This window comes from Streptomyces sp. NPDC045967, from assembly GCF_056430495.1.
Genome location: NZ_JBWKLE010000004.1, coordinates 40,991 through 63,853 on the forward strand (window position 1 = coordinate 40,991; position 22,863 = coordinate 63,853).

At 72.3% G+C, this 22,863-nt stretch carries 23 protein-coding genes; 13 read left to right on the plus strand and 10 right to left on the minus strand.

Going from position 1 to position 22,863, the window contains the following annotated elements:
- Positions 1 to 20: 20 nt before the first annotated feature.
- Entirely contained in the window at positions 21 to 1,571 is a 1,551-nt protein-coding gene (locus tag AC07FY_RS10165; RefSeq protein WP_479003325.1) for a M28 family metallopeptidase, read from the plus strand.
- A 56-nt stretch (positions 1,572 to 1,627) separates the two neighbouring features.
- On the opposite strand, the gene AC07FY_RS10170 is transcribed toward AC07FY_RS10165, so the two are convergent.
- A complete protein-coding gene (locus AC07FY_RS10170; RefSeq protein WP_479003328.1) occupies positions 1,628 to 2,605 on the minus strand; it encodes an SAM-dependent methyltransferase in 978 nt (325 codons plus the stop codon).
- Between the two features lie 107 nt (positions 2,606 to 2,712).
- Here AC07FY_RS10170 and AC07FY_RS10175 point away from each other — a divergent pair, with 107 nt between their 5' ends.
- A complete protein-coding gene (locus tag AC07FY_RS10175; protein ID WP_479003331.1) occupies positions 2,713 to 3,915 on the plus strand; it encodes a sensor histidine kinase in 1,203 nt (400 codons plus the stop codon).
- Between the two features lie 16 nt (positions 3,916 to 3,931).
- Positions 3,932 to 4,624, plus strand: a complete 693-nt coding sequence (locus AC07FY_RS10180) for a response regulator transcription factor (protein ID WP_479003334.1) — start codon at positions 3,932 to 3,934, stop codon at positions 4,622 to 4,624.
- 31 nt (positions 4,625 to 4,655) lie between these two features.
- On the opposite strand, the gene AC07FY_RS10185 is transcribed toward AC07FY_RS10180, so the two are convergent.
- A complete protein-coding gene (locus tag AC07FY_RS10185; RefSeq protein ID WP_479003337.1) occupies positions 4,656 to 6,074 on the minus strand; it encodes a PH domain-containing protein in 1,419 nt (472 codons plus the stop codon).
- Positions 6,071 to 6,562, minus strand: coding sequence for a PH domain-containing protein (locus tag AC07FY_RS10190; protein ID WP_479003340.1), 492 nt, complete (start codon positions 6,560 to 6,562; stop codon positions 6,071 to 6,073). Before AC07FY_RS10190 ends, AC07FY_RS10185 begins: the two co-directional genes overlap by 4 nt.
- Positions 6,563 to 6,593: 31 nt before the next feature.
- Between AC07FY_RS10190 and AC07FY_RS10195 the strand changes: the two genes are divergently transcribed.
- The 3 genes from AC07FY_RS10195 (at position 6,594) to AC07FY_RS10205 (ending at position 8,914) form a co-directional block, all read left to right on the plus strand.
- On the plus strand, positions 6,594 to 7,736 hold the full coding sequence (locus AC07FY_RS10195; protein ID WP_479003342.1) for an NADH-quinone oxidoreductase subunit D: 1,143 nt from the start codon (positions 6,594 to 6,596) through the stop codon (positions 7,734 to 7,736).
- Between the two features lie 99 nt (positions 7,737 to 7,835).
- Positions 7,836 to 8,678, plus strand: a complete 843-nt coding sequence (locus AC07FY_RS10200; protein WP_479003345.1) for an arylamine N-acetyltransferase family protein — start codon at positions 7,836 to 7,838, stop codon at positions 8,676 to 8,678.
- A gap of 29 nt (positions 8,679 to 8,707) precedes the next feature.
- Positions 8,708 to 8,914, plus strand: coding sequence for a hypothetical protein (locus AC07FY_RS10205; RefSeq protein ID WP_479003347.1), 207 nt, complete (start codon positions 8,708 to 8,710; stop codon positions 8,912 to 8,914).
- Between the two features lie 25 nt (positions 8,915 to 8,939).
- Here AC07FY_RS10205 and AC07FY_RS10210 read toward each other — a convergent pair whose 3' ends face one another.
- From AC07FY_RS10210 to AC07FY_RS10225, 4 genes are all read right to left on the minus strand, one after another.
- On the minus strand, positions 8,940 to 9,971 hold the full coding sequence (locus AC07FY_RS10210) for a hypothetical protein (RefSeq protein ID WP_479003349.1): 1,032 nt from the start codon (positions 9,969 to 9,971) through the stop codon (positions 8,940 to 8,942).
- A 98-nt stretch (positions 9,972 to 10,069) separates the two neighbouring features.
- Entirely contained in the window at positions 10,070 to 11,053 is a 984-nt protein-coding gene (locus AC07FY_RS10215) for an ABC transporter substrate-binding protein (protein WP_479003352.1), read from the minus strand.
- A 37-nt stretch (positions 11,054 to 11,090) separates the two neighbouring features.
- Entirely contained in the window at positions 11,091 to 11,765 is a 675-nt protein-coding gene (locus tag AC07FY_RS10220; protein WP_479003355.1) for an ABC transporter permease, read from the minus strand.
- A gap of 4 nt (positions 11,766 to 11,769) precedes the next feature.
- Positions 11,770 to 12,492 (minus strand): ABC transporter permease, encoded by a 723-nt coding sequence (locus AC07FY_RS10225; RefSeq protein WP_479003357.1) that lies wholly within the window; start codon positions 12,490 to 12,492, stop codon positions 11,770 to 11,772.
- 143 nt (positions 12,493 to 12,635) lie between these two features.
- On the opposite strand from AC07FY_RS10225, the gene AC07FY_RS10230 reads away from it, so the two are divergent.
- The gene (locus AC07FY_RS10230) at positions 12,636 to 13,604 is read left to right on the plus strand and encodes an ABC transporter ATP-binding protein (protein WP_479003360.1); all 969 of its coding nucleotides are present in this window, start codon (positions 12,636 to 12,638) and stop codon (positions 13,602 to 13,604) included.
- Positions 13,605 to 13,673: 69 nt separating this feature from the next.
- On the opposite strand, the gene AC07FY_RS10235 is transcribed toward AC07FY_RS10230, so the two are convergent.
- Positions 13,674 to 14,783: an alpha/beta hydrolase gene (locus AC07FY_RS10235; protein WP_479003363.1), complete on the minus strand. Its 1,110-nt coding sequence runs from the start codon at positions 14,781 to 14,783 to the stop codon at positions 13,674 to 13,676.
- A 151-nt stretch (positions 14,784 to 14,934) separates the two neighbouring features.
- Here AC07FY_RS10235 and AC07FY_RS10240 point away from each other — a divergent pair, with 151 nt between their 5' ends.
- The 6 genes from AC07FY_RS10240 to AC07FY_RS10265 all read left to right on the plus strand — a co-directional run bounded on the left by AC07FY_RS10240 (position 14,935) and on the right by AC07FY_RS10265 (position 19,922).
- Positions 14,935 to 16,785 (plus strand): phosphatidylglycerol lysyltransferase domain-containing protein, encoded by a 1,851-nt coding sequence (locus tag AC07FY_RS10240; RefSeq protein ID WP_479003366.1) that lies wholly within the window; start codon positions 14,935 to 14,937, stop codon positions 16,783 to 16,785.
- A gap of 159 nt (positions 16,786 to 16,944) precedes the next feature.
- Positions 16,945 to 17,817 (plus strand): dihydropteroate synthase, encoded by an 873-nt coding sequence (folP, locus tag AC07FY_RS10245; protein WP_479003369.1) that lies wholly within the window; start codon positions 16,945 to 16,947, stop codon positions 17,815 to 17,817.
- Between the two features lie 22 nt (positions 17,818 to 17,839).
- Positions 17,840 to 18,283 carry a nuclear transport factor 2 family protein gene (locus AC07FY_RS10250; RefSeq protein ID WP_479003372.1) on the plus strand — a complete coding sequence of 148 codons (444 nt, stop codon included), beginning with the start codon at positions 17,840 to 17,842 and terminating at the stop codon, positions 18,281 to 18,283.
- A 131-nt stretch (positions 18,284 to 18,414) separates the two neighbouring features.
- On the plus strand, positions 18,415 to 18,774 hold the full coding sequence (gene folB, locus AC07FY_RS10255; protein ID WP_069920812.1) for a dihydroneopterin aldolase: 360 nt from the start codon (positions 18,415 to 18,417) through the stop codon (positions 18,772 to 18,774).
- Positions 18,771 to 19,379 carry a 2-amino-4-hydroxy-6-hydroxymethyldihydropteridine diphosphokinase gene (gene folK, locus AC07FY_RS10260; protein ID WP_479003375.1) on the plus strand — a complete coding sequence of 203 codons (609 nt, stop codon included), beginning with the start codon at positions 18,771 to 18,773 and terminating at the stop codon, positions 19,377 to 19,379. The genes folB and folK overlap by 4 nt, the downstream gene beginning before the upstream one ends.
- Positions 19,380 to 19,433: 54 nt before the next feature.
- Entirely contained in the window at positions 19,434 to 19,922 is a 489-nt protein-coding gene (locus AC07FY_RS10265; RefSeq protein ID WP_479003378.1) for a DUF3180 domain-containing protein, read from the plus strand.
- 63 nt (positions 19,923 to 19,985) lie between these two features.
- Here AC07FY_RS10265 and folE read toward each other — a convergent pair whose 3' ends face one another.
- Entirely contained in the window at positions 19,986 to 20,594 is a 609-nt protein-coding gene (gene folE, locus AC07FY_RS10270; RefSeq protein WP_479003380.1) for a GTP cyclohydrolase I FolE, read from the minus strand.
- Positions 20,595 to 20,681: 87 nt separating this feature from the next.
- A complete protein-coding gene (gene ftsH / locus AC07FY_RS10275; RefSeq protein WP_479003383.1) occupies positions 20,682 to 22,715 on the minus strand; it encodes an ATP-dependent zinc metalloprotease FtsH in 2,034 nt (677 codons plus the stop codon).
- Between the last annotated feature and the right edge of the window lie 148 nt (positions 22,716 to 22,863).

Genomic DNA, 22,863 nt, shown 5'->3' on the forward strand with positions numbered 1-22,863 from the left:
TTGCCGTGGAAGGACCTTGCATGCCCTCACGACGTATAGCCGCAGCAACCGCCGCCCTGGCGGCCGCGGCCCTTGTCTCACCGCTGCTGCTCGCCGGCCCGGCCGGCGCCACGAGCCCGCAGAGCGACGCCGCGCGGGGTGACGCGCTCGCCCGGAAGCTGGTCAAGGACGCGACCGGCAAGGGTGCGTACAACCACCTGAAGGTCCTGCAGTCCATCGCGGACTACAACGGCGGCACCCGCGTCGCCGGCTCCCCGGGCCACGTCCAGTCCGCCAAGTACGTCGAGGCGGTGATGAAGGCGGCCGGCTACAACGTCACGAAGAACGAGTTCGACTTCGTGTACGTCGAGGCCGTCGCCGAGAAGCTGACGGTGAACGGCGCCGCCGGGCGAGACGTGCCGATCCACCTGATGACCTACACGGCGAGCAGCCCGGAGGGCGGCGTCACCGCGCCGCTCGCGGTGACGCCGGTCGACGCGGACGGTACCCACGGCTGCGAGCCGGGCGACTTCGCCGCGGGCGCCTTCACCGGGAAGATCGCCCTGGTCAAGCGCGGCGGCTGCGCCTTCGCCGTCAAGCAGACGAACGCGGCGGCGGCGGGCGCCGTCGGCGCGGTCGTCTACAACAACACCGCGGGCGCCCTGAACGGCACCCTGGGCGACGCCACCGTCGGCAAGATCCCGACCGGCGGCATCACCCAGGCGGACGGCGAGAGGCTCGCCGCCGACGCCGCGGCCGGCCCGGTCGAGCTCACCCTGGACATCCGCGAGTTCCGCGAGAACCGCAAGACCTACAACGTGGTCGCGGAGACCCGCGGCGGGGACGCGGACAACACCGTCTTCCTCGGCGCGCACCTCGACTCGGTCGCGGCGGGCCCGGGCATCAACGACAACGGCTCCGGTTCGGCCGGCATCCTCCAGGTCGCCCAGCGCCTCGCGAGCAGCCAGACGAAGATCAAGAACAAGGTCAAGTTCGCCTGGTGGTCGGCGGAGGAGTACGGCCTGCTCGGCTCCGAGGCGTATGTCGCGGGCCTGACGGAGGAGCAGAAGAAGCAGATCAAGCTCTACCTGAACTTCGACATGATCGCCTCGCCGAACGCCGCCTACTTCGTCTACGACGGCGACGACTCGGACGGCGTGGGCTCGGGCCCCGGTCCGGAGGGCTCCGCGCAGATCGAGAAGGGCATCACCGACTTCCTCGACTCCAAGAAGATCCCGCACGCGGGCACGGACTTCTCCGGCCGCTCGGACTACGGCCCGTTCATCGAGGTCGGGATTCCCTCCGGCGGCACGTTCACCGGCGCCGAGGGCATCAAGACCGCGGAGGAGGCCGCCAAGTTCGGCGGCCAGGCGGGCGTCGCGTACGACGTGAACTACCACGCCGCGGGTGACGACATCACCAACATCGACCAGAAGGCGCTCGACATCAACGTCGACGTCATCGCCGACGCGGTCGGCCACTACGCCCACGACCTGGCCCCGCTCTCCAAGCCGGTCGTCTCCGTCCCGACCCCGGGCGGCAGCGGCGGCGGCGGTGGCCTGCACCCGGGCCACGACGAGGTCACGCAGTAGGCACGCACCCCGAAGGGGGCGGGTCCCGAACGGGATCCGCCCCAGGCAGGACAGCGTCAGCCGTCCGGCCAGGCCGACCCACTGCCCACCGGCTGGCAGAGCCACCGGAAGTCCCCCAGCCCCCCGCGGGCCGTCAGCTCGGCCGCCTGCCCCGCGGCGGCGAGCGCGCGGACGTAGCCCGCGGGATCCGCGGAGGCCAGGGCCAGCGGGGGCCGGGCCCCCGAGACCCCGAGGGCGGTCAGGGCCTCGCGCTGGGTCAGCAGCACCGAGCCCGGCCCCGCGCAGGCGTCCAGCGCCACATGGGCGGTGATGTCACAGCTGCCGTCGGGCACCGGCGGAACCTCCCGCCCCCCGCGAAAACCGGTCAGCGTGCCGTACGGCGGCCTCGTTCCCCGGGTGTGCCCGTAGTCCACCGCCACCGCCAGGCCCCGCTCCACACCGGCCACCGCCGCCGCCCATGCCTCGTCGCGCGTCCGGCCGATCTCCGCCCGGCCCGCGCCGGGCCACCACCGCTCCAGCCAGGCCCGGTCCGCGGCGTCCAGCGGGCCGCCGGCACGCTCCGTACCGTCCGGCCCGACCAGCACGTACCGCCCGTCCTCGGCGATGTCGAGGGGCACGTTGTCCAGCCACTCGTTGGCGAAGAGCAGCCCCGTCACCCCCTCGGGCGGCGACGCCGTCCAGCGGATCCGCGGATCGAGCCCGGCGGGCCGCTCCGCGCGTTCCACGGCGTGCGGACGCACCCGGGCGGCCACCTCCGCCGGCAGCGCGGCGAGCACCCCGCCCAGCAGCTCCGCCCGCCCGGCGCCCATGTCCACGAGGTCCAGGGCCGCCGGGCGGCCGAGCTCCGCGTCGACCCGCACCAGCAGCCGGGCCACGGCGCCGGCGTACAGACCGGAGGCGTGGACCGAGGTGCGGAAGTGCCCGGCGGGACCGGGCCCGCCCGCCCGGACGTAGAAACCGCCCGGCCCGTAGAGCGCGGCTTCCATCGCACTGCGCCACCGGACCGCGGCTCCGGCTTCCTCCTGGGGGCTCATCCCACGAAGGTTATGCGCACCCTCCACCTTGCGGAGTACGCCCCCCGAGCGAGGTTGGAACCTCTGGTTGACTCCAGCACCTGATCGCGTTCCCTACCCTGGGTGGGGTGCAGCGCCTCTACGACTTCCTCCGCAGACACCCGACGGGCGTCGACAGCTTCTGGGCTGCGCTCTTCTTCGGTGTCTCGATGCTGAACGTCGTGGGCGAGCCGGGCATCGACCGGCCGCTGAAGATCGCCGCCGTCCCCGTCGTGATCGCGCTGAGCACCGCCCTGGCCCTGCGCCGCCGGTGGACGCAGGCGGCGTTCTGGCTCACCCTCGCGGCGGGCCTCGTCCAGCTGGGCGCCGGGATCATCGCCGGGTTCTACGACATCGCCATGTTCGTGATCCTGTACACGGTCGCGGCGAGCGAGGTCCCGCGCTGGGTCTCGCGCACCGCCCTCGGCTGGGGCCTGACGGCCGCCCCGCTCTACTTCCTGCGGCACGGCGTCGACAAGGGCACCAGCGACGTCGACAACGCCCTCTTCGCCGTCTTCATGATCGTCCCCTTCGTCCTGGCCTGGGTGCTGGGCGACTCCCTGCGCACCCGGCGGGCCTACTACGCCCAGCTCATCGAACGCAACCAGCGGCTGGAGAAGGAGCGCGCGGCCCAGTCCAAGGTGGCCGTGGCCGCCGAGCGCGCCCGGATCGCCCGCGAACTGCACGACGTCGTCGCGCACAACGTCTCGGTGATGGTGGTCCAGGCCGACGGGGCCGCGTACGTCATGGACGTCGCGCCCGAGCAGGCGAAGGAGGCCCTGCAGACCATCTCCGGCACGGGCCGCCAGGCGCTGGCCGAGATGCGCCGGCTGCTCGGCGTCCTGCGCACCGGCGAGCCCCAGGAGTCGGAGGACTACGTGCCCCAGCCCGACGTCGAGCAGATCGAGGTCCTGGTCGAGCAGGTACGGGCGGCGGGGCTGACGGTCGACTTCGAGGTCGAGGGCGCGCCGCGGCGGCTGCCGAGCGGCGTCGAGCTGACCGCCTACCGGATCGTGCAGGAGGCGCTGACCAATACGCGCAAGCACGGGGGCCCCGAGGCGTCGGCGAGCGTCCGGCTGGTCTACTTCGACGACGGCCTCGGGCTGCTGGTCGAGGACGACGGGCGGGGAGCGTCCCACGAGGTGTACGAGGACGGCGGCGCCGACGGCGCCGGGCACGGCCTGATCGGCATGCGCGAGCGGATCGGTATGGTCGGCGGAACCCTGGACGCCGGGCCGCGGCCCGGCGGCGGCTTCCGGATCAGCGCACTGCTGCCCCTGAAGAAGAGTTGAAGAGGACGAGGTGACGATGTCCATCCGAGTGATGCTGGTCGACGACCAGGTGCTGCTGCGCACCGGCTTCCGCATGGTGCTCGCCGCCCAGCCGGACATGGAGGTCGTCGCCGAAGCGGGGGACGGCCTGGAGGCACTGGAGGTGCTGCGGGCCACGAAGGTGGACGTGGTGCTCATGGACGTGCGCATGCCGAAGCTGGACGGGGTCGAGGCCACACGGCGGATCTGCGAGCCGGACGAGCACCCGAAGGTGATCATCCTGACCACCTTCGACCTGGACGAGTACGCGTTCTCGGGGCTGAAGGCGGGTGCGAGCGGCTTCATGCTGAAGGACGTGCCGCCGGCCGAGCTGCTGGCCGCGATCCGCTCGGTGCACAGCGGGGACGCGGTGGTCGCCCCGTCCACGACGCGGCGCCTGCTGGACCGCTTCGCCCCGATGCTGCCGACGACCACCCAGGAGCCGCGGAACAAGGAGATCGAGCGGCTGACGGAGCGGGAGCGCGAGGTCATGCTCCTGGTGGCCCAGGGGTTGTCGAACGGGGAGATCGCCGCGCGGCTGGTGCTCTCGGAGGCGACGGTCAAGACCCACGTGGGCCGGATCCTGACCAAGCTGGGCCTGCGCGACCGCGTGCAGGTGGTGGTCCTGGCGTACGAGACGGGCCTGGTCCGGGCGGGCGGCGGCGGCGGCTTCGGCCGGGCGGCCGGCTAGCCGGTCGGGCCGGGCGGCCGGTGCCCTGCGCCTACGCCCCGGCGTCCTGCCCCTCCGGTGCCGTCATCCAGCGGTCCGGGCGGGCCGCCGCGCGGGAGGTGCGGGCGCGGGCCGCCTGGGCGTGGAGCAGCCCGGCGGCTTCGTCGGCCGCCCGGAGCCGGGCGGTCACCGTGCCGTTCGCGCCGGTGTCCACGTGCACGTCGGCGAAGCCGCGGGCACGCTCCCAGGGGCCCTGGGAGAGCCGGACGCTCTGCACCTTGGCGTGCGGGACGATCTCCGTGCGGCGGCACAGCCGGCCGCGGCGGGCGGCGAACACCTCCGGGGAGACGGCCAGCGCGTAGCCCTTCCACCACACCGGGACCACCCAGCGGGCACCGGTGTCCGGCGAGCCGCTGAAGGACAGGGCCGCCAGATCCACGCCGGGCAGCACCCGGGCGATCACCGCGTGCGCGGCGGCCCGCGAGGCCACCGGGACCAGCACGCCGTTCTTCGAACCCGCCACGGCCAGCTCGACCCGGACCCAGTCGCGCCGCCGCCACAGGAGCGGCTCCACGATCCGCACGGTCTGCACCCGGCCCGGCGGCACCGTCTCGTGGGCCCGGTCCAGCAGTCCGTGGTCCAGGCGCAGTCCGTCGGGGGACTCGGCGACCCGCCAGTCGTACTCGACGAGGAAGCGGCCCGCGGTGCCCGCCCAGACCGCGCCGAGCAGCGGGAGCAGGGTGATGACGGCCGCCCAGGGGCTGGAGCTGACCCACCACACGGCCACCGGCGCGACGAGCCCGCCGGCCAGGGCCGCCCAGACGCCCAGGCTCAGCAGCAGCGAGACGACGAGGTCGCTCGGGCGCACGCGCAGCAGCTCGCGCTCGGGGGCCTCGCCCAGGCGTACCGCCTCCTCGGGGGCGAAGCCGGCCGCACGGGCCAGCAGCTCGGCCCGCAGGGCCGCGGCCTCCTTCTCGGAGAGGAAGGACAGCTCGTCCTTGTCCTCGGTGCCTATGACGTCGAGGCGCAGTTTCGCGACCCCGGCGAGGCGGGCGAGCAGCGGTCGGGTGACGTCCACGGCCTGGATCCGGTCGAGCCGGATGTGGGCCGTGCGCCGGAACAGCAGGCCGGTGCGGATCCGCAGCTCCGTGTCGGTCACCGCGTAGTGGGTGACCCACCAGCTCAGGAACCCGTACAGGCCGAAGACGAGCACCAGCGCGGCCAGGGCGCCCAGACGCAGTGCCGTGGGCTGGTCCGCCATCCACTGCCGCGCCTTGTCCCCCTGCTGGAGGGCCACGCCGACGGTCGCCGCGATCGGCACCCAGGCACGGCGCAGCGGGGTGAAGGGGTGCAGCCGCCGCTCACCCGCGGGCACCTCCGGGGCCTCCGGGGCCGCCGGGCCCGGGGCGGCCGCGTCAGGGGTCAGGGGGTCGGGGGTCGCCGGATCGCCCTGCGCCGGCCCGGCCGTCACAGGCCCGCCGACCTTGCCTGGCCGAGCGCGGTGAGCCGGTCGCGCAGCCGCTCCGCCTCGGCGGGCGCGAGGCCCGGGATCTTGGCGTCGGTGGCCGCCGCCGCCGTGTGCAGTTGTACGGAGGCCAGCCCGAAGCGGCGCTCCAGCGGGCCCGAGGTCACCTCGACCAGCTGCATCCGGCCGTACGGGACCACCGTCTGCTCCCGCCACAGCACGCCCCGGCTGATCAGCAGGTCGTCGGCGCGCTCGGCGTACCGCCAGGACCGCCAGTTCCGCCCGGCCAGGTCCCAGCCCCAGGCCAGGACGAGCAGCCAGACCACCGCCGTCAGCGCCCAGAGCGGACCGAGCAGCAGGCCGGCCGCGATCCCCGTCGCCGCCGCCGCACCCCCGGTCCAGACCACCAGCAGCACGCGGCGCAGCCTCAGCAGCCCCCCGGGCAGCGCCACCCACACCGGCCCCGCCGTCCCACCCGCCGTCCCCGTTTCCATGCCTCAAGCGTAGGGCTGCGAGAATGCCGCCATGACGGAGACCACGGTCGGCATCGGCGGGGCGGCGGAGAGCACCGACATGGTGCTCAACATCGGCCCCCAGCACCCTTCCACGCACGGCGTGCTGCGCCTGCGGCTCGTCCTGGACGGCGAGCGGATCGTCAGTGCCGAGCCGGTGGTGGGCTATATGCACCGCGGCGCCGAGAAGCTGTTCGAGGCCCGTGACTACCGGCAGATCGTGATGCTCGCGAACCGCCACGACTGGCTGTCCGCGTTCTCCAACGAGCTCGGCGTGGTCATGGCGGTCGAGCGGATGCTCGGCATGGAGGTCCCCGAGCGGGCCGTGTGGATGCGGACCCTGCTGGCCGAGCTGAACCGGGTGCTCAACCACCTGATGTTCCTCGGCTCCTACCCCCTCGAGCTGGGCGGGATCACCCCGATCTTCCACGCGTTCCGCGAGCGCGAGGAGCTCCAGGCCGTCATGGAGGAGATCTCCGGCGGCCGCATGCACTACATGTTCAACCGCGTCGGCGGCCTCAAGGAGGACCTCCCGGCCGGCTGGCTGGGCCGGGCCCGCGAGGCCGTCGCCGACGTCCGCACCCGTATGGACGTCTACGACAAGCTGGTGCACGGCAACGAGATCTTCCGGGGCCGCACGCGGGGGGTGGGCGTGCTCTCCGCCGAGGCCGTGCACGCGTACGGGGTGTCCGGGCCCATCGCCCGCGCCTCGGGGGTCGACTTCGACCTGCGCCGCGACGAGCCGTACCTCGCCTACGGCGAGCTCCAGGACGTCCTGAAGGTGGTCACCCGCACCGAGGGCGACTGCCTGGCCCGCTTCGAGGTGCTGCTGGAGCAGACGCACAACGCCCTCGACCTCGCCGCGGCCTGTCTGGACCGGATGGCCGAGCTCCCGCCGGGGCCGGTGAACCAGCGCCTGCCCAAGGTCCTGAAGGCCCCCGAGGGGCACACCTACGCCTGGACCGAGAACCCCCTCGGCATCAACGGCTATTACCTCGTCTCGAAGGGCGAGAAGACCCCGTACCGGCTCAAGCTGCGCAGCGCCTCCTACAACAACATCCAGGCACTGGCCGTACTGCTGCCGGGGACGCTGGTCGCCGACATGGTGGCGATCCTGGGCTCGCTGTTCTTCGTGGTCGGAGACATCGACAAGTAGCGGGCACCGAGGAGCGGATGCCGCGGAGAGGACGCCAACGAGCGGGCCGGACCGCCTGTTTGGCGGGAAATGCCGCCATGTGCCCCCTAGGGTGAGCGCATGACTTCTGGCATATTCGACGCGTATCTGCGACGACTGGGCGTGCCCGACCCCGGCGCGCCGTCCGCCGAGGGGCTCCGCACCCTCCAACGGGCCCACCTGGAGCGCGTCCCCTACGAGAACATCGACATCCAGCTCGGCCGGCCCCCGGGCATCGACCCGGAGCTGTCGGTGCGCCGGTTCGCCGCCGGGCGCGGGGGTTACTGCTTCCACCTCAACGGGGCGTTCGCCGCCCTCCTCGACCACCTCGGGTACGACGTCACCCGGCACCTGGGCGGCGTCTACGAGGAGGCCGACGCGCAGGACGTCAACGGCAACCACCTCGCGCTGACCGTCCGGGTCGGCGGTGGCGCCTACCTGGTCGACGTGGGCCTCGGCGACGGACCCCACGAACCGCTGCCGCTGCGCGAGGGCGAGCACGCGCAGGGCGCGTCCTCCTACCGGCTGGAACGCCTCGCCGGGCCGGTGGAGGGCTGGAGCTGCCACAACCCGGGCAGCCCCTTCCCCCGGATGAACTTCCGCTCCGCCGCCTCCGCTCCGGACGCGTTCGAGGCGGAGCACCTGCGGCTGTCCACCGCGGAGGACTCCTCCTTCGTGCGCACCCTGGCCCTGCTCCGCCGGGACGCGGAGTCCATCGACGTGATGCGCGGGCGGATCCTGACCCACATCGACCTGGAGAAGGGGCCGAGCGAGCGGGAACTGACCACCCCGGAGGAGTTCTACGAGGCCATCGCCACCGTCTTCAACCGGGAGCTGGACGATCTGACTCCGGTGGACCGGACGGCCCTGTGGGACCGGGTGTGCCAGGCCCACGCGTCGTGGTCGGCGGCCGCGCGCGGCTGATGTCGGTGCGGCAGGGCAGACTGGGGGGCATGTCCCCTTCCCCCCGGCGGGCCTGTCCTTCCTGCGGCCGCGACTGCGCCGTCACCGGCGGCCGGATCGCCCGGCACGATCCTCCCGGGCGATCCGACCTGGTCTCCTGCCCCGGCTCCCGGGCCCGGGTGGTGCTGGGCGCCTCGGCACCGACCCTGGACGGGTTCGTCCTCGGTCCGCATCCGGGGCAACTGCCGCTGTTCTGAGCGGCGGCGGACGTACGGCGCTCTTCTAGGAGATCGCCGTACGCAGCCGGGCCACGTCGATCGGCTCGGTCTCGTCGTGCGCCGTCAGGTCGATGACCTGGCCCGCCGCGGACTCCTCGCCGGACTCCTGACCGGAATCCTGCCCGGGCTCCCGTTCCGGCTCCGACTCCCGCGTCGACGCGTCCCGTTCGGCGGCCGGGGCCTGCGCCGCCTCCGCCTCGTGGACCGCGAGGGCCTCCGCGCCGACCACGTCGGCCAGGTCCTCGTGCTGTACCGCCTCGATCGCCGCACGGGCCTGCGCCGCGTTCTTGGTGCCGAAGAAGTCGAAGCCCCCCTCGACCCGGGAGGTGGTACGCCGCTGCGCCGCGTAGGGGGCCACCGCGGCGGCCGGCCGACGGGCCGGGACGGAGGCCGCGGGACCCGGGGCGGGCGCGGAGGCGGGGCGGGGCCCGCCCGCCGGGAGGACCCGCGTGCGCCCCGTGCGGGCCAGCGCGCCCAGCGCCGCGTGGGCCCGGGCGAAACCGACCGCGGTGGGCGCGCCCGCCGCGGTGCGCTCCTCGGAGCCCGTCGTGAGTTCCCTCGGCGCCGCGGCCGGAGCGGCGGTGGCCTCCAGGGCCAGCAGCCGGCGGCCTTCCAGCGCGCTCGCGCGTTCGGTCTCGGCGGTGGCGTACCGGCGCAACAGGGACGCGTGCTCGCCGCGCAGCCCGGCCAGTTCGACGCGCTTGGCGCGCAGCTTGGCGTCCAGCTTGGCCCGCAGCAGGCGGGCCTCTTCGAGGTCCGATTCGAGCTCGGCTATGCGCTCGTCCGTCCTCCACTCGTCCTTGACCCGCTCGCGCGCCAGTTCCGCGACGCGCCGGCCCGCCGAGCGGTCCCAGGCGCGCATCACGACGGCGCCCGCGACCCCGGCGGCGGCGGTGAGGGCCACCAGCAGCCGCAGGCCCACGGGTTCGGCGAGCAGCCAGGCCGCGCCGGCGCCCGCGAGGGACACACCGGCGACGGCCGTCGGCGTGAGCAGCCGGTGCAGGGGTTCGGGATTGCGGTGGCGTCCACGGGGCATGGCCTGAAATTTACAGGGCGTGGGGGCCGCGTGGGGTACTCGCCCGGCAATCTCTTGCCGGGCGAGTTGCCCGCGCGGCCCCCACCACCCGGTGGCGGCTACTTCTCGAGGAGGCCCTTGGACTGGAGGTAGGCCCTCGCCGCGTCCGCCGGCTTGGCGCGCTCGGCGTCCACCTTGCGGTTCAGCTCGACCAGGTCGGCCGTGGTGAGCACCTTGGTCAGCCGGTCGAGCGCGGCCGCGACCTCGGGGGCGCCCGCGTCCTTGGCGTTGACCACGGGCAGCACGTTGTCGGCGTTCTGGAGCTTCTTGTCGTCCTCGAGCAGGACCAGCCCGTAGCCGTCGAGCGTGGCGTCGGTGGTGGTGGTCAGCACCAGCTGGGCCGCGCCGTCCTTCACCGCCTGCTTGGCCTGCGGGGTGCCGACGCCCTTGGGGTCGATCCCGGAGACCTGAACTCCGTACGTCTTGGTCAACCCGGGTGCGCAGAACGGGCGGACGGCGCACTCGTCACCGGCCGCGATCTTCACCTTCAGCCCGGACTTCCCGAGATCGGAGAGCGACTTCAGGTTGTTCTTCTGCGCGAACTCCCTGGTCACCGCGAAGGCGTTCTGGTCGACCGCCGCGCCGGCGGGCAGCGCCTTCAGGCCGAGCGGGGCGGCGAGCTTCTCCAGGGCCGCCACCGTCGCCGTGGCGTCGCTCGACGCGACCGGCTTCTCCTCGGGCGCCTTCGGCCCGTTCACCTTGGCGTTGAGGAACTCGGCGAGGGTGGCCGCGTACTCCGGGACGACGTCGATCTCCCCCTGCTCGAGCGACGGCTCGTACAGCTCGCGGTTGTTGACCGTCTTGACCGACGTGCTGTAGCCCGCGTCCTTGAGGACCTGCGCGTACAGCTCGGCCAGCACGGTGGACTCGGTGAACCCGGCCGCGCCGATCACCAGGGCGCCCTTGCCGCCGCCGGAGGGGGCGGAGGCGGAGGAGCCGCCGTCCTTGCTCTTCTCCAGGCTGTCGCCGCCGCACGCGGCCAGCGACACCGTCAGGGCGAGGCAGCCCAGGGACGCGCCGAGGACGCGCGTGGTCTTGCTCATGGAGTTGCTCCGTTCGAGGCGGGGAAAGGGGATCGGATCAGTGGGACGCCGCGCGCGCCGGCCGCGGCAGCAGTCGCTCCGCCGCCACCAGGGCGCCCTCCACCAGCAGGGCCAGCGCGGCCACCAGCAGGGCTCCGGCGACGACCTGCGCGGTGTTGTACGTGTTGAATCCGGCGGTGATGATCCGGCCGAGACCGCCCTGGCCGACCATCGCCGCGATCGTGGCCGTGGCGACGACCTGGACCGCGCCCGAGCGCAGGCCCGTCATCACCAGGCCCCGGGCGAGCGGCAGCTCCACCCGGAAGAAGAGCTGCGGTCCGGACATGCCCATGCCCCGGGCGGCCTCCACCACCGCGCGGTCCACCTCGCGCATGCCCACGTACGCGTTGGTCAGCAGCGGGGGCACGGCGAACAGCACCAGCGCGGCGATGGTGGGCAGATAGCCCGCGTTGCGCAGCGGGGAGACCATGAACAGGGCCAGGACCGCGAAGACGGGCACGGCGCGCCCGATGTTGGAGACGTTGACGGCGAGGCCGCCGCCCTTGCCGAGGTGGCCGAGGTACAGGCCGAGGGGCAGGGCCACCGCGCAGGCGAGCGCCAGCGCGATCCCGCTGACGTAGACGTGCTCGCCCAGCCGGTGCCAGACGCCGCCCTCCCCCGACCAGTTGGCGCCGTCCGCCAGCCAGTCCCAGGCCCCTGCCAGTGCGCCCATCTCCTCAGACCTCCTTCAGGGGCCGGGCGGAGCGGCCGGGGCGGGCCGGGCGCGCGGCTTGGCCGGTACGGGTCCACGGGGTGAGCAGCCGCTGCACCCCGAGCAGCAGCAGATCGGCCGCGAGTGCGAGAGCCACGCACAGCACCGAGGCGGTGAGCACCTGGGCCTTGAAGGAGCTGCTCACGGCCGGGGCGATGAGGTTGCCGAGGCCGCCCTTGCCGACGATGGAGCCCACCGTGGTCAGCGCGACCGTGGAGACGGTGGCGATCCGCACCCCGGCGAGCAGTGCGGGCAGCGCCAGGGGCAGTTCGACCTGCCACAGCAGCCGGCCGGGGCCGTAGCCCATGCCGCGCGCCGCCTCGCGCACCTCCTCGGGGACGGCTTCCAGCCCGGCCAGCACGTTGCGGACGAGGATGGTCAGCGAGTACAGCACGAGACCGGTCACCACGAGCGCCGCCGAGAGCCCGAACACGGGCAGCAGCAGGGAGAACATGGCGAGGGAGGGGACCGTGTAGAGGAGCGTGGTGAAGGCGAGCACGGGGGCCGCCCAGTGCCGGCCCCGCCGGGCCAGGAGGGCGAGGGGCACGGACACGGCGATGCCGATGACGACCGAGACGGCCGTGATCCACACGTGTTCGAGGGTGGCGTCGGTCAGCTCCTGGGAACGGGAGGTGACGTACTCCCAGCAGATCCAGTCGTTCGCCACCAGGCAGTTGCGTTCCGCCATGCTCCACCCCCCGTCACCGACACGTGTACGAGTCCGACCCTAACCCCAGGCACCGGCACGGGCCGGAACCCTTCGCAGCCGCGTAACACTCTCCTCATGAATCCTTCGCCCGTGACAGCGGGCCCGTAGGGAAGGATGGGGATGTGATCCGATTCGAGCATGTGACCAAGCGCTACCCGGACGGGACGACGGCCGTGGAGGACCTGTCGTTCGAAGTGGCCGAGGGTGAGCTGGTCACGCTCGTGGGACCGTCCGGCTGCGGCAAGACGACCACCATGAAGATGGTCAACCGGCTCATCGAGCCGACCTCGGGCCGGATCCTGCTCGGCGGCGAGGACGTCTCCACCGCCGACCCGGTCGAACTGCGCCGCCGCATCGGTTACGTCATCCAGCAGGTCGGGCTCTTCCCGCACAAGACGGTGCTGGAGAACACCGCGACCGTGCCCCAGCTCATCGGCACCCCCAAGGCAAGGGCCCGCGCGCGGGCGGCGGAGCTGCTGGAACTGGTCGGCCTGGACCCGGCGGTGTACGGCGGCCGCTACCCGCAGCAGCTCTCGGGCGGGCAGCGCCAGCGCGTCGGCGTGGCCCGCGCGCTCGCCGCGGACCCGCCGGTGCTGCTGATGGACGAGCCGTTCGGCGCGGTGGACCCGGTGGTGCGCGAGCGGCTGCAGAACGAGTTCCTGACGCTGCAGAAGACGGTGCGCAAGACCATCATGCTGGTCACCCACGACCTGGAGGAGGCGATCCGGCTCGGCGACCGCATGGCGGTCTACGGGGCGGGCGCCATCGAGCAGTTCGCCGCCCCGGCGGAGGTGCTCGCCGCCCCCGCCACCGACTACGTGGCCTCCTTCGTCGGCGCCGACCGGGGGCTCAAGCGGCTCGCGGTCACCGCCGTGGGGACGGCCGACCTGGCGGAGCCGGAGGCCGGCTCCCCGGCCCCGGCCACGGCCGTCCGGCTGGGGGCGAGCCTGCGCGAGGCGCTCTCCGCCCTGCTGCAGGAGGACTCGGGCCGGATCGGCGTCACGGATCCGGACTCCGGCGCGCTGGTCGGCGTCCTGACCCCGGCGGGCGTCCACCGCGCCCTGCGCCGCGCGCGGTTGCAGGAGGCGTGAGAAAAGGGGCAGGGCCCGACCGGAGTCGGGCCCTGCCCCCCGCTGCGCCGTCCCGCGCACCTGCGGCCGTCAGGCCTCGATGCGGCCGCTCATCCACATCAGCATCGGCGGGATCTCGCGGCGCCACGTGTTGAAGTTGTGGCCGCCGCTGTCGAGGATGATCGAGGAGACCCGGTCCGGGCCCTTGACCAGCTTGATGAACTTCTTGGTGTCGGTGAGGTTCGGCTCGCCGGTCTCACTGCTGGTGACCAGGAACGACGTGCCCGTGGGCTTCTTGTTCTGGATGCTGTGCAGGACGTTCGCGCGCTGCTTCAGCTTGTCGTCCCCGTGGAACAGGTCGCCGGTGGTCGGGTCGTCGGGAGCGTCGTAGTACGCGGACAGGCCCGCGGCGGCGCCGAACGTCTGCGGGTAGTGCGCGGCGATCTTCAGGGCGCAGTAGCCACCGGTCGAGTTGCCGATGAAGCCCATGTTCCGGGGCTCCTTGCCGACCCGGAAGGTGTCCTGGACGGCCTGCGGCAGGTCCACGCCGAAGAAGGTCTCGGTCTGCGGGCCCCCGGGGATGTCCACGCACTCGGTGTCCCGCGGCGGCGCCACCGTCGGCCGCAGCATGACCAGGATCATCGGCTTCATCTTGCCCGCCTTGGACAGGCTGAAGGCCTTCATCGGGTAGTCGAGCCCTTTGATCAGGTTCTCGGCGGTGCCCGGGTAGCCGGTCAGGACGACGGACGCCGGGAAGTTCTTGTCCTTGTACTGCGGCTGGAAGTACTCCGGCGGGAGCCAGACGTAGCCGGGACTCGATATCTTCGACTTCTGCCCGGAGATGGCGACCTTCAGGATCTGTCCGCCGACCTGGGGCTTGGCACCACCCGGCACGTCCAACTGCTGCTTGTCGACGACCTTGATGTCCTTGCTGCTCATCGAGTGGTCGACGACCTTGCCCATGGACGTCTCCCGGCCGAGCAGGTCGGCCCAGGAACCGTAGAAGAGGAACGACTTGTTCGCCGCGAGCCCCACAGCCGAGAACAGCGCCAGCTGGGTCGCCAGCAGGAGGCCGATCCGGCCGGTGAACGCGCGCCAGGTGCGGCCCGAGAGCTTCGGCCAGAACCAGACCGTCGCGGCGAAGAGCAGCACACCGGCGAGGACGGCCAGCGCCAGAACCGTATTACTGGTGAGACCCATGAGCAGTCAGTCGACTTTCTGATGGCAGGACCGGAAATTTCCGACGGAAGAGTGAACCCGCTCCCCGTCGATGTCGTCCTAATGGACGCACCACACCCGGAGGCTGTCGCAGCCTTCGGCCACATGATCTCTCGCGGAGCAACGGGAAGCGATGTCTAGCAGGATAGATGGCGATAAGTCCGGACAGGTTCCGAAGCGGGTCCGCCGAATCCTCCGCGGACCACGACCGGAAGCCGTGCCCGGCCTCGTAGGTACGGCCGTCATGATCGTCGGCCTTCTGGACATCGCGGCGGGCGTCTTCCCGCGGTTCCGGCACAGCCGGATCCACGCCGTCACCGAAGTGCTGCCCGGCTCCCTGGGGCCCTTCGCCGCCGCGCTGTCCATCAGCGCGGGCGTCCTGCTCCTGCTGCTCGCCCACGGCCTCAAGCGCCACAAGCGGCGGGCCTGGCGCGCCGCCGTGGTCCTGCTTCCCGCGGGCGCCGCGGCGCAGTTCATCCACCGGAGCTCGGTCATCGGCGTGGTCATCGCGGCGGTGCTCCTCGCGCTGCTGCTGCGCCACCAGGGCGAGTTCAAGGCCCTGCCCGACCCGCGCAGCCGCTGGAAGGCGCTCGCCAACTTCGTCCTGATGAGCGCCGGTTCCATCGGGCTCGGCCTGGTCATCGTGAACGTCCACCCGGGCAAGGTCGTCGGCGAGCCGGGCCTGTACGAGCAGCTCCAGCACGTGGTCTTCGGGCTGTTCGGCTTCGAGGGCCCCGTGGACTACGCCGGCCGGGTGTCCTGGACCGTCGGCTACTCCCTCGGCGCCCTCGGCATGCTGACCGCGCTGACCACCATCTACCTGGCCTTCCGCCCCGAGCACCCGGCCGCCCGGCTCACCGCGGACGACGAGGCCAAGCTGCGCGGGCTGCTCGCCCGGCACGGCGGCCGCGACTCCCTGGGCCACTTCGCGCTCCGCCGCGACAAGGCCGTCGTCTTCTCCCCCAGCGGCAAGGCCGCCGTGACCTACCGGGTCGTCTCCGGTGTGATGCTCGCCTCCGGCGACCCCATCGGCGACGTCGAGGCGTGGCCCGGCGCCATCGAGCGGTTCATGGAGGAGGCCAAGGCGCACTCGTGGACCCCGGCCGTCATGGGGTGCAGCGAGACCGGCGGCGAGGTCTGGACCCGCGAGACCGGCCTGGACGCGCTGGAGCTGGGTGACGAGGCGATTGTCGATGTCAAAGACTTCTCCCTCTCGGGGCGGGCCATGCGCAATGTCCGCCAGATGGTGAAGCGCATCGAACGCAACGGCTACACCACCAAGGTCCGCCGGGTGAGCGAGCTGACCGAGACCGAGCTCGCACAGGTACGCGGCGCGGCCGAGGCGTGGCGCGGCACCGACACCGAGCGCGGCTTCTCCATGGCCCTGGGCCGCGTCGGCGACCCGGGCGACGGCGACTGCTTCATCGCCACCGCGCACCGCGTCGAGGAGGGTGACACCAGCCCCTTCGGCGACCTCAAGGCCATCCAGCACTTCGTGCCGTGGGGCCGGGACGGCATGTCCCTGGAGCTGATGCGGCGCGACCGCGCGGCCGACCCCGGCATGAACGAGCTGCTGATCGTCGCCTCGCTGGAAGCCGCCCCGGCCCTCGGCATCGAGAAGGTCTCCCTGAACTTCGCGATGTTCCGCTCGGCCCTGGCCCGCGGCGAGAAGATCGGCGCCGGCCCGGTGCTGCGGATGTGGCGCAACCTGCTGGTCTTCCTCTCCCGCTGGTTCCAGATCGAGTCTCTGTACAAGTTCAACGCCAAGTTCCGCCCCCGCTGGGAGCCCCGCTTCGTGGTCTTCCGCACCACCCGCGACCTGCCGCGCATCGGTTTCGCCGCCATGCAGGCCGAGGGCTTCGTGACGCTGGCGCTGCCCCGGCTCTTCGCCGGCCGCCGGCGCCCCAAGCCCGTCCGCACCTGCGCGCACCACCACGTGACGGCGGTCGCCAAGCAGCCGGAGCGCGAGGTCCAGGCAGCCTGACCCCGGCCCGGGCCCCCCGGGGTCCGGCCCGGGCCCCCGGGAGCGGTCCCGGGAACGGCTGAAGGGCGGTCGTGGCCGTCGTGGCGGGGAACCCCCCGCGGCCCGGGGCACCGCCCCCGCCCCTCCGCCGCCGCGGGCGGGGGGCTCTACCCTGAAGCCATGAACAGCAACCGCGGCCCGGCCCCCCGGGGCCAGGTGACAGGCCTGCCCGACTGGGACCGCTGTGCGGTCATGGGCGTCGTCAACGTCACCCCCGACTCCTTCTCCGACGGCGGCCGCTGGTTCGACACCACCGCGGCCGTCAAGCGCGGCCTCGACCTCGCCGCCCAGGGCGCCGACCTCATCGACGTCGGCGGCGAGTCCACCCGGCCCGGAGCCTCCCGCGTGGACGAGGAGGAGGAGCTGCGCCGGGTCGTCCCCGTCGTGCGGGGCCTGGCCTCCGAGGGCGTCACCGTATCCGTCGACACCATGCGCGCGAGCGTCGCCGCCCGGGCCGTCGCGGCCGGCGCGCTGCTGGTCAACGACGTCAGCGGCGGCCTCGCCGACCCCGGCATGATCCCGGCCGTCGCCGCCGCCGAGGTCCCCTTCGTCGTCATGCACTGGCGCGGCTTCAGCGATGGCATGAACAGCCTCGCCGTCTACGACGACGTGCTGGCCGAGGTGACCGCCGAGCTGCGCGCCCGCATCGACGCCGTCGTCACCGGCGGGATCGCCCCCGAGCGGCTCGTCGTCGACCCCGGACTCGGCTTCGCCAAGCACGCCGAACACGACCTCGCCCTCGTCGCGCACCTGCCCGAGCTGCGCGCCCTCGGCTTCCCGCTGCTGGTCGCCGCCTCGCGCAAGCGTTTCCTCGGCCGGGTCCTGGCCGGCGGGGAAGGCGCCGCCCCGCCCCCGGCCCGCGAACGCGACGCCGCCACCGCCGCCGTCTCCGCCCTCGCGGCCCACCAGGGCGCCTGGGCCGTACGGGTCCATGAGGTACGGGCGACGGCCGACGCGGTTCGGGTGGCCCGGGCCGTGGAAGGAGCGCTGTGACCACCGACCGAGAAGGAGCCCTGTGAGCAGAACCGACGTCGAAGCGGTCGAAGAGGTCAACACGGCCTTCTACGAGGCCATGGAGCGGGGGGACTTCGACGCGCTGTCGGCGCTCTGGCTCGAGGACGAGATCTCCTGCGTGCACCCGGGCTGGCCGGTGCTCTCGGGCCGCGGCGAGGTACTGCGCTCCTACGCGCTGATCATGTCCCACACGGAGTACATCCAGTTCTTCCTCACCGACACCAAGGTGACGCTGATCGGCGACACCGCGCTCGTGACGTGTACCGAGAACATCCTCAGCGGCGGCCCCGCCGAGGACGGCGGGGAACTGGGCCCGCTCGTCGGGCAGCTGGTCGTCGCCACGAATGTGTTCCGACGCACATCCGAGGGCTGGCGCCTGTGGTCCCACCACGGTTCACCGGTGCTCACGGAGTCCGACGAGGACGAGGAGGAGGACGTCTCCTGACCCCTTCGGCGGGGCCCGGGGTGTTTCGCAGGTAAATTCGAAGTCGGACGACGCCGACCGCACTCGGCGTAGGCCCATGGCCCCCGGGAGTCCCGGGGCCGGAAGAACCTACGAAAGCAGGAGTGATTCGCGTGGATCGTGTCGCGCTGCGCGGCCTCAAGGCTCGCGGGCACCACGGCGTCTTCCCCCGGGAGCGCGAGGAGGGGCAGACCTTCATCGTCGACCTGGTGCTGCACCTCGACACCCGCCCCGCGGCGGCCGGGGACGACCTGGCGAAGACCGTGCACTACGGGGTGGTGGCCGAGGAGGTCGTCGACGTGGTCCAAGGTGAGCCCGTCGACCTGATCGAGACCCTCGCCGAGCGGATCGCCCAGCAGTGCCTCAAGCACGAAGCGGTGGCTCAGGTGGAGGTCGTCGTCCACAAGCCCGACGCGCCCATCACCGTCCCCTTCGACGACGTGACCGTCACGATCACCCGGAGCCGCGCATGAACAACGGACTGAACGCACAGAGCGACCCCACGGTCCAGCCGGTGCCCGCCTCGGTCGTCGCGACCGTCGACGCGGCGGACACCACGCTGTCGAACCCGAAGTGGGCCGTGATCGCGCTCGGCGCGAACCTCGGCAACCGGCTGGAGACCCTGCAGGGCGCCATCGACGCCCTGGGTGACACCCCCGGCCTGCGGGTCAAGGCCGTCTCCCCCGTCTACGAGACCGAGCCGTGGGGCGTCGAGCCCGGCTCGCAGCCCGCGTACTTCAACGCGGTGGTCAAGGTGCGCACCACGCTGCCCCCGTCCTCGCTCCTGGAGCGCGGCCACGCCATCGAAGAGGCCTTCGACCGCGTCCGCGAGGAGCGCTGGGGCCCTCGCACGATCGACGTCGACATCGTCGCGTACGCCGACGTGGTCTCCGAGGACCCGCTCCTGACCCTGCCGCACCCGAGGGCCCACCAGCGCGCCTTCGTACTGGCCCCGTGGCACGACATCGACCCGGAGGCCCAGATCCCCGGCCACGGGGGCGTCGGCGGCCTCCTGGCCGGAATCGGCCTCACCGGCGTCACGCCGCGCCCCGACCTGGAACTCCGCCTTCCCGAGTAGTCGTTACCCTGTGGACTGCCGCGACCGGCGCGGCGCGGAACGGGGAGCGGGCAAGTGAAGCAACTGAGGCCGGGCGTCCTGGCGGGCATCTTCGCCGTGGCCGGGGTCCTGTCCTGGGCGGGCGCCCGGCTGTGGAACGCGTACGGCACGCTGCCGGGCGTTCCGCTGGCCGCCCCCGTCGTCCTCGGCGTCATCGCCGTCGTCCTGCTCGCCACGGCCCTGTCGCTGCGCGCCCGCCTGAAGGCGCAGCGCGAGCGACGGCCGGGCGCCAAGGGTGTGGAGCCGCTGATGGCCGCCCGCGCGGTGGTCTTCGCCCAGGCCAGCGCGCTGGTCGCGGCGCTCGTCGCGGGCATGTACGGCGGCGTGGGCGCCTTCCTGCTGATGGACGCCCTGGACGTCCCCGCCCGCCGCGACCAGGCCTGGTACGCCGGCTTCTCGGTCCTGGCGGGCGTGGCGGTCGTCGCCGCCGCCCTCTTCGTGGAGCACGTCCTGAAGCTCCCGGAGGACGACGACCAGGACGGGACCCGCCCCGCCGCCGCCTGAGCCCCTCGCCCTAGGCCCTGGCGTCAAAGTCCCGCCTGGCCCGCGCCACTTTGACGACAGGACCTAGCGGGCGATGATGAGGCTCATCGCCTCGTTGCGGGTCGCGGGGTCGCGGAGCTGGCCGCGGACGGCCGAGGTGATGGTCTTGGCGCCAGGCTTGCGGACCCCGCGCATGGTCATGCACATGTGCTCGCACTCGATGACCACGATGCAGCCGCGCGGGTCCAGGATCTCCATCAGGGAGTCCGCTATCTGCGTGGTCAGCCGCTCCTGCACCTGCGGGCGGCGGGCGAACACGTCCACCAGGCGGGCCAGCTTCGACAGCCCGGTGATCTTGCCGTCCGTGGACGGTATGTAGCCGACGTGCGCCACGCCGTGGAAGGGCACCAGGTGGTGCTCGCACGAGCTCATGACTTCGATGTCCTTCACCAGGACCATCTCGTCGTGGCCCAGGTCGAACGTCGTCGTCAGGACCTCCTCCGGCTTCTGGTAGAGGCCCGCGAATATCTCCTTGTACGCCCGCGCCACGCGTGCCGGGGTCTCCCGCAGGCCCTCGCGGTCCGGGTCCTCCCCGACCGCCGTCAGCAGCTCACGGACCGCCGCCTCGGCGCGCTTCTCGTCGAACACGCCGATCGTGCCCTCGTCGCCGGTCAGGGTCACTGGGTCCGTCATTGCTTCCTCGTTCCTGTGAAAGTGCCGCGCCCCCCAGGCTAGAACCTGGGGGGCGCGGCTTCCATTCGGGGTGGACCCGTCCGCCGGCTACTCCGGGCGGTCCTCCGGGGCGACCTCGATGCCCTTCTCCGTGGAGACCGGCGCGGCGGCGGTGCCCGCCGACGTGCCGTTCGCCGCGTTCGTCAGCTGGAGCTCCTTGGGCGAGAGCACCGGCGGGCGGGTGGAAGGGGTGCGGCGGGAGGAGCCGGTCCACGCGGGGCGGGCCGGACGCTTCACGATCGTCGAGAAGATCTCGGCGATCTGCTCCTTGTTCAGCGTCTCCTTCTCCAGCAGCGCGAGGACCAGGTTGTCGAGGACGTCGCGGTTCTCGACCAGGATCTCCCAGGCCTCGTTGTGCGCGGTCTCGATGAGCTTCTTGACCTCTTCGTCGACCAGCGCCGCGACCTCCTCCGAGTAGTCCCGCGGGTGCGACATCTCGCGGCCCAGGAACGGCTCGGTGTTGTCGCCGCCGAACTTGATCGCGCCGAGGCGCTCGGTCATGCCGTACTGCGTGACCATCGCGCGGGCCGTCGCCGTGGCCTTCTCGATGTCGTTCGCCGCGCCCGTGGTCGGGTCGTGGAAGACCAGCTCCTCGGCCGCGCGCCCGCCCAGCATGTACGCGAGCTGGTCGAGCATCTCGTTGCGCGTGGTCGAGTACTTGTCCTCGTCGGGCAGGACCATGGTGTAGCCCAGTGCCCGGCCGCGGGACAGAATCGTGATCTTGTGGACCGGGTCGGAGTTCGGGGAGGCCGCCGCGACCAGGGCGTGTCCGCCCTCGTGGTACGCGGTGATCTTCTTCTCCTTGTCCGACATGATCCGGGTCCGCTTCTGCGGGCCCGCCACGACGCGGTCGATCGCCTCGTCCAGCGAGTGGTTGTCGATCAGCTTCTTGTCCGAGCGGGCCGTGAGCAGCGCGGCCTCGTTCAGGACGTTGGAGAGATCGGCACCCGTGAAGCCGGGCGTGCGCCGGGCGACCGCGCCCAGGTCCACGTCCGGGGCGACCGGCTTGCCCTTCTGGTGGACCTTGAGGATCTCCAGACGGCCCTGCATGTCCGGACGGTCGACCGCGATCTGCCGGTCGAAGCGGCCGGGGCGCAGCAGGGCCGGGTCGAGGATGTCGGGACGGTTCGTGGCGGCGATCAGGATGACCCCGCCCTTCACGTCGAAGCCGTCCATCTCGACCAGCAGCTGGTTGAGGGTCTGCTCGCGCTCGTCGTGACCGCCGCCCAGACCCGCACCGCGGTGCCGGCCGACGGCGTCGATCTCGTCGACGAAGACGATCGCCGGGGCGTTGGCCTTGGCCTGCTCGAACAGGTCACGGACACGCGAGGCACCGACACCGACGAACATCTCGACGAAGTCGGAACCGGAGATCGAGTAGAAGGGGACACCGGCCTCGCCCGCGACGGCGCGCGCGAGCAGGGTCTTACCGGTGCCGGGCGGGCCGTACAGCAGCACGCCCTTGGGGATCTTGGCGCCGACGGCCTGGAACTTCGCCGGCTCCTGGAGGAACTCCTTGATCTCGTGGAGTTCCTCGACGGCCTCGTCCGAACCCGCGACGTCCGCGAACGTGGTCTTCGGGGTGTCCTTGGTGATGAGCTTCGCCTTGGACTTGCCGAAGTTCATGACCCGGGAGCCGCCGCCCTGCATCTGGTTCATCAGGAACAGGAAGACCACGACGATGAGGACGAAGGGCAGGAGCGAGAGCAGCACGCTCAGGAACGGGCTGGTCTTGTCCGGAGTGACGGAGTAGCCGTCCGGGATCTGACCGGCTTCGTACTTGGTCTGGAGGTTCTGGGCGAGCTGTACGCCCTGATCCCCGATGTAGTTGGCCTGGAACTTGGTGCCGTCGTGCTTGCCGAGCTTCTGGCCGTCGCTCAGCTCGATCTTGATCATCTGGCTGTCGCCGGTGGTCAGCTTCGCTGTCTCCACCTGGCCACTGTTGATCGCCTTGATGACCTCGCTGGTGTCCACCGACTTGTAGCCGCCGCCGGAGCCGACGACATTCATCAACACGACCACGGCGAGGACGGCCAGCACGATCCACATGACCGGCCCACGGAAGTATCGCTTCACGTCCATCCATACGGGGCGCAAGGCACCCCGTCCCTCCTGCCCGTAGGTAAATGCTGCTGTGAGTAAAGACTGTTCTTCGGAATGTACCCCTGTATTGTCACCCGCTGCCCCGTGGGACGGCTGACAGACCCGCCTTCCCCTGCTCCAACGGCGG

Bases quoted from the DNA above. Each gene is read 5' to 3' on its own strand.
- AC07FY_RS10235 (WP_479003363.1), bottom strand. From the start codon at position 14,783: ATGGGTCTCACCAGTAATACGGTTCTGGCGCTGGCCGTCCTCGCCGGT.
- AC07FY_RS10220 (WP_479003355.1), bottom strand. From the start codon at position 11,765: ATGGGCGCACTGGCAGGGGCCTGGGACTGGCTGGCGGACGGCGCCAAC.
- AC07FY_RS10170 (WP_479003328.1), bottom strand. From the start codon at position 2,605: ATGAGCCCCCAGGAGGAAGCCGGAGCCGCGGTCCGGTGGCGCAGTGCG.
- folE (WP_479003380.1), bottom strand. From the start codon at position 20,594: ATGACGGACCCAGTGACCCTGACCGGCGACGAGGGCACGATCGGCGTG.
- AC07FY_RS10190 (WP_479003340.1), bottom strand. From the start codon at position 6,562: ATGGAAACGGGGACGGCGGGTGGGACGGCGGGGCCGGTGTGGGTGGCG.
- AC07FY_RS10180 (WP_479003334.1), top strand. From the start codon at position 3,932: ATGTCCATCCGAGTGATGCTGGTCGACGACCAGGTGCTGCTGCGCACC.
- AC07FY_RS10225 (WP_479003357.1), bottom strand. From the start codon at position 12,492: ATGGCGGAACGCAACTGCCTGGTGGCGAACGACTGGATCTGCTGGGAG.
- AC07FY_RS10240 (WP_479003366.1), top strand. From the start codon at position 14,935: ATGTCTAGCAGGATAGATGGCGATAAGTCCGGACAGGTTCCGAAGCGG.
- ftsH (WP_479003383.1), bottom strand. From the start codon at position 22,715: ATGGACGTGAAGCGATACTTCCGTGGGCCGGTCATGTGGATCGTGCTG.
- folK (WP_479003375.1), top strand. From the start codon at position 18,771: ATGAACAACGGACTGAACGCACAGAGCGACCCCACGGTCCAGCCGGTG.
- AC07FY_RS10210 (WP_479003349.1), bottom strand. From the start codon at position 9,971: ATGCCCCGTGGACGCCACCGCAATCCCGAACCCCTGCACCGGCTGCTC.
- folP (WP_479003369.1), top strand. From the start codon at position 16,945: ATGAACAGCAACCGCGGCCCGGCCCCCCGGGGCCAGGTGACAGGCCTG.
- AC07FY_RS10165 (WP_479003325.1), top strand. From the start codon at position 21: ATGCCCTCACGACGTATAGCCGCAGCAACCGCCGCCCTGGCGGCCGCG.
- AC07FY_RS10200 (WP_479003345.1), top strand. From the start codon at position 7,836: ATGACTTCTGGCATATTCGACGCGTATCTGCGACGACTGGGCGTGCCC.
- AC07FY_RS10205 (WP_479003347.1), top strand. From the start codon at position 8,708: ATGTCCCCTTCCCCCCGGCGGGCCTGTCCTTCCTGCGGCCGCGACTGC.
- AC07FY_RS10195 (WP_479003342.1), top strand. From the start codon at position 6,594: ATGACGGAGACCACGGTCGGCATCGGCGGGGCGGCGGAGAGCACCGAC.
- AC07FY_RS10215 (WP_479003352.1), bottom strand. From the start codon at position 11,053: ATGAGCAAGACCACGCGCGTCCTCGGCGCGTCCCTGGGCTGCCTCGCC.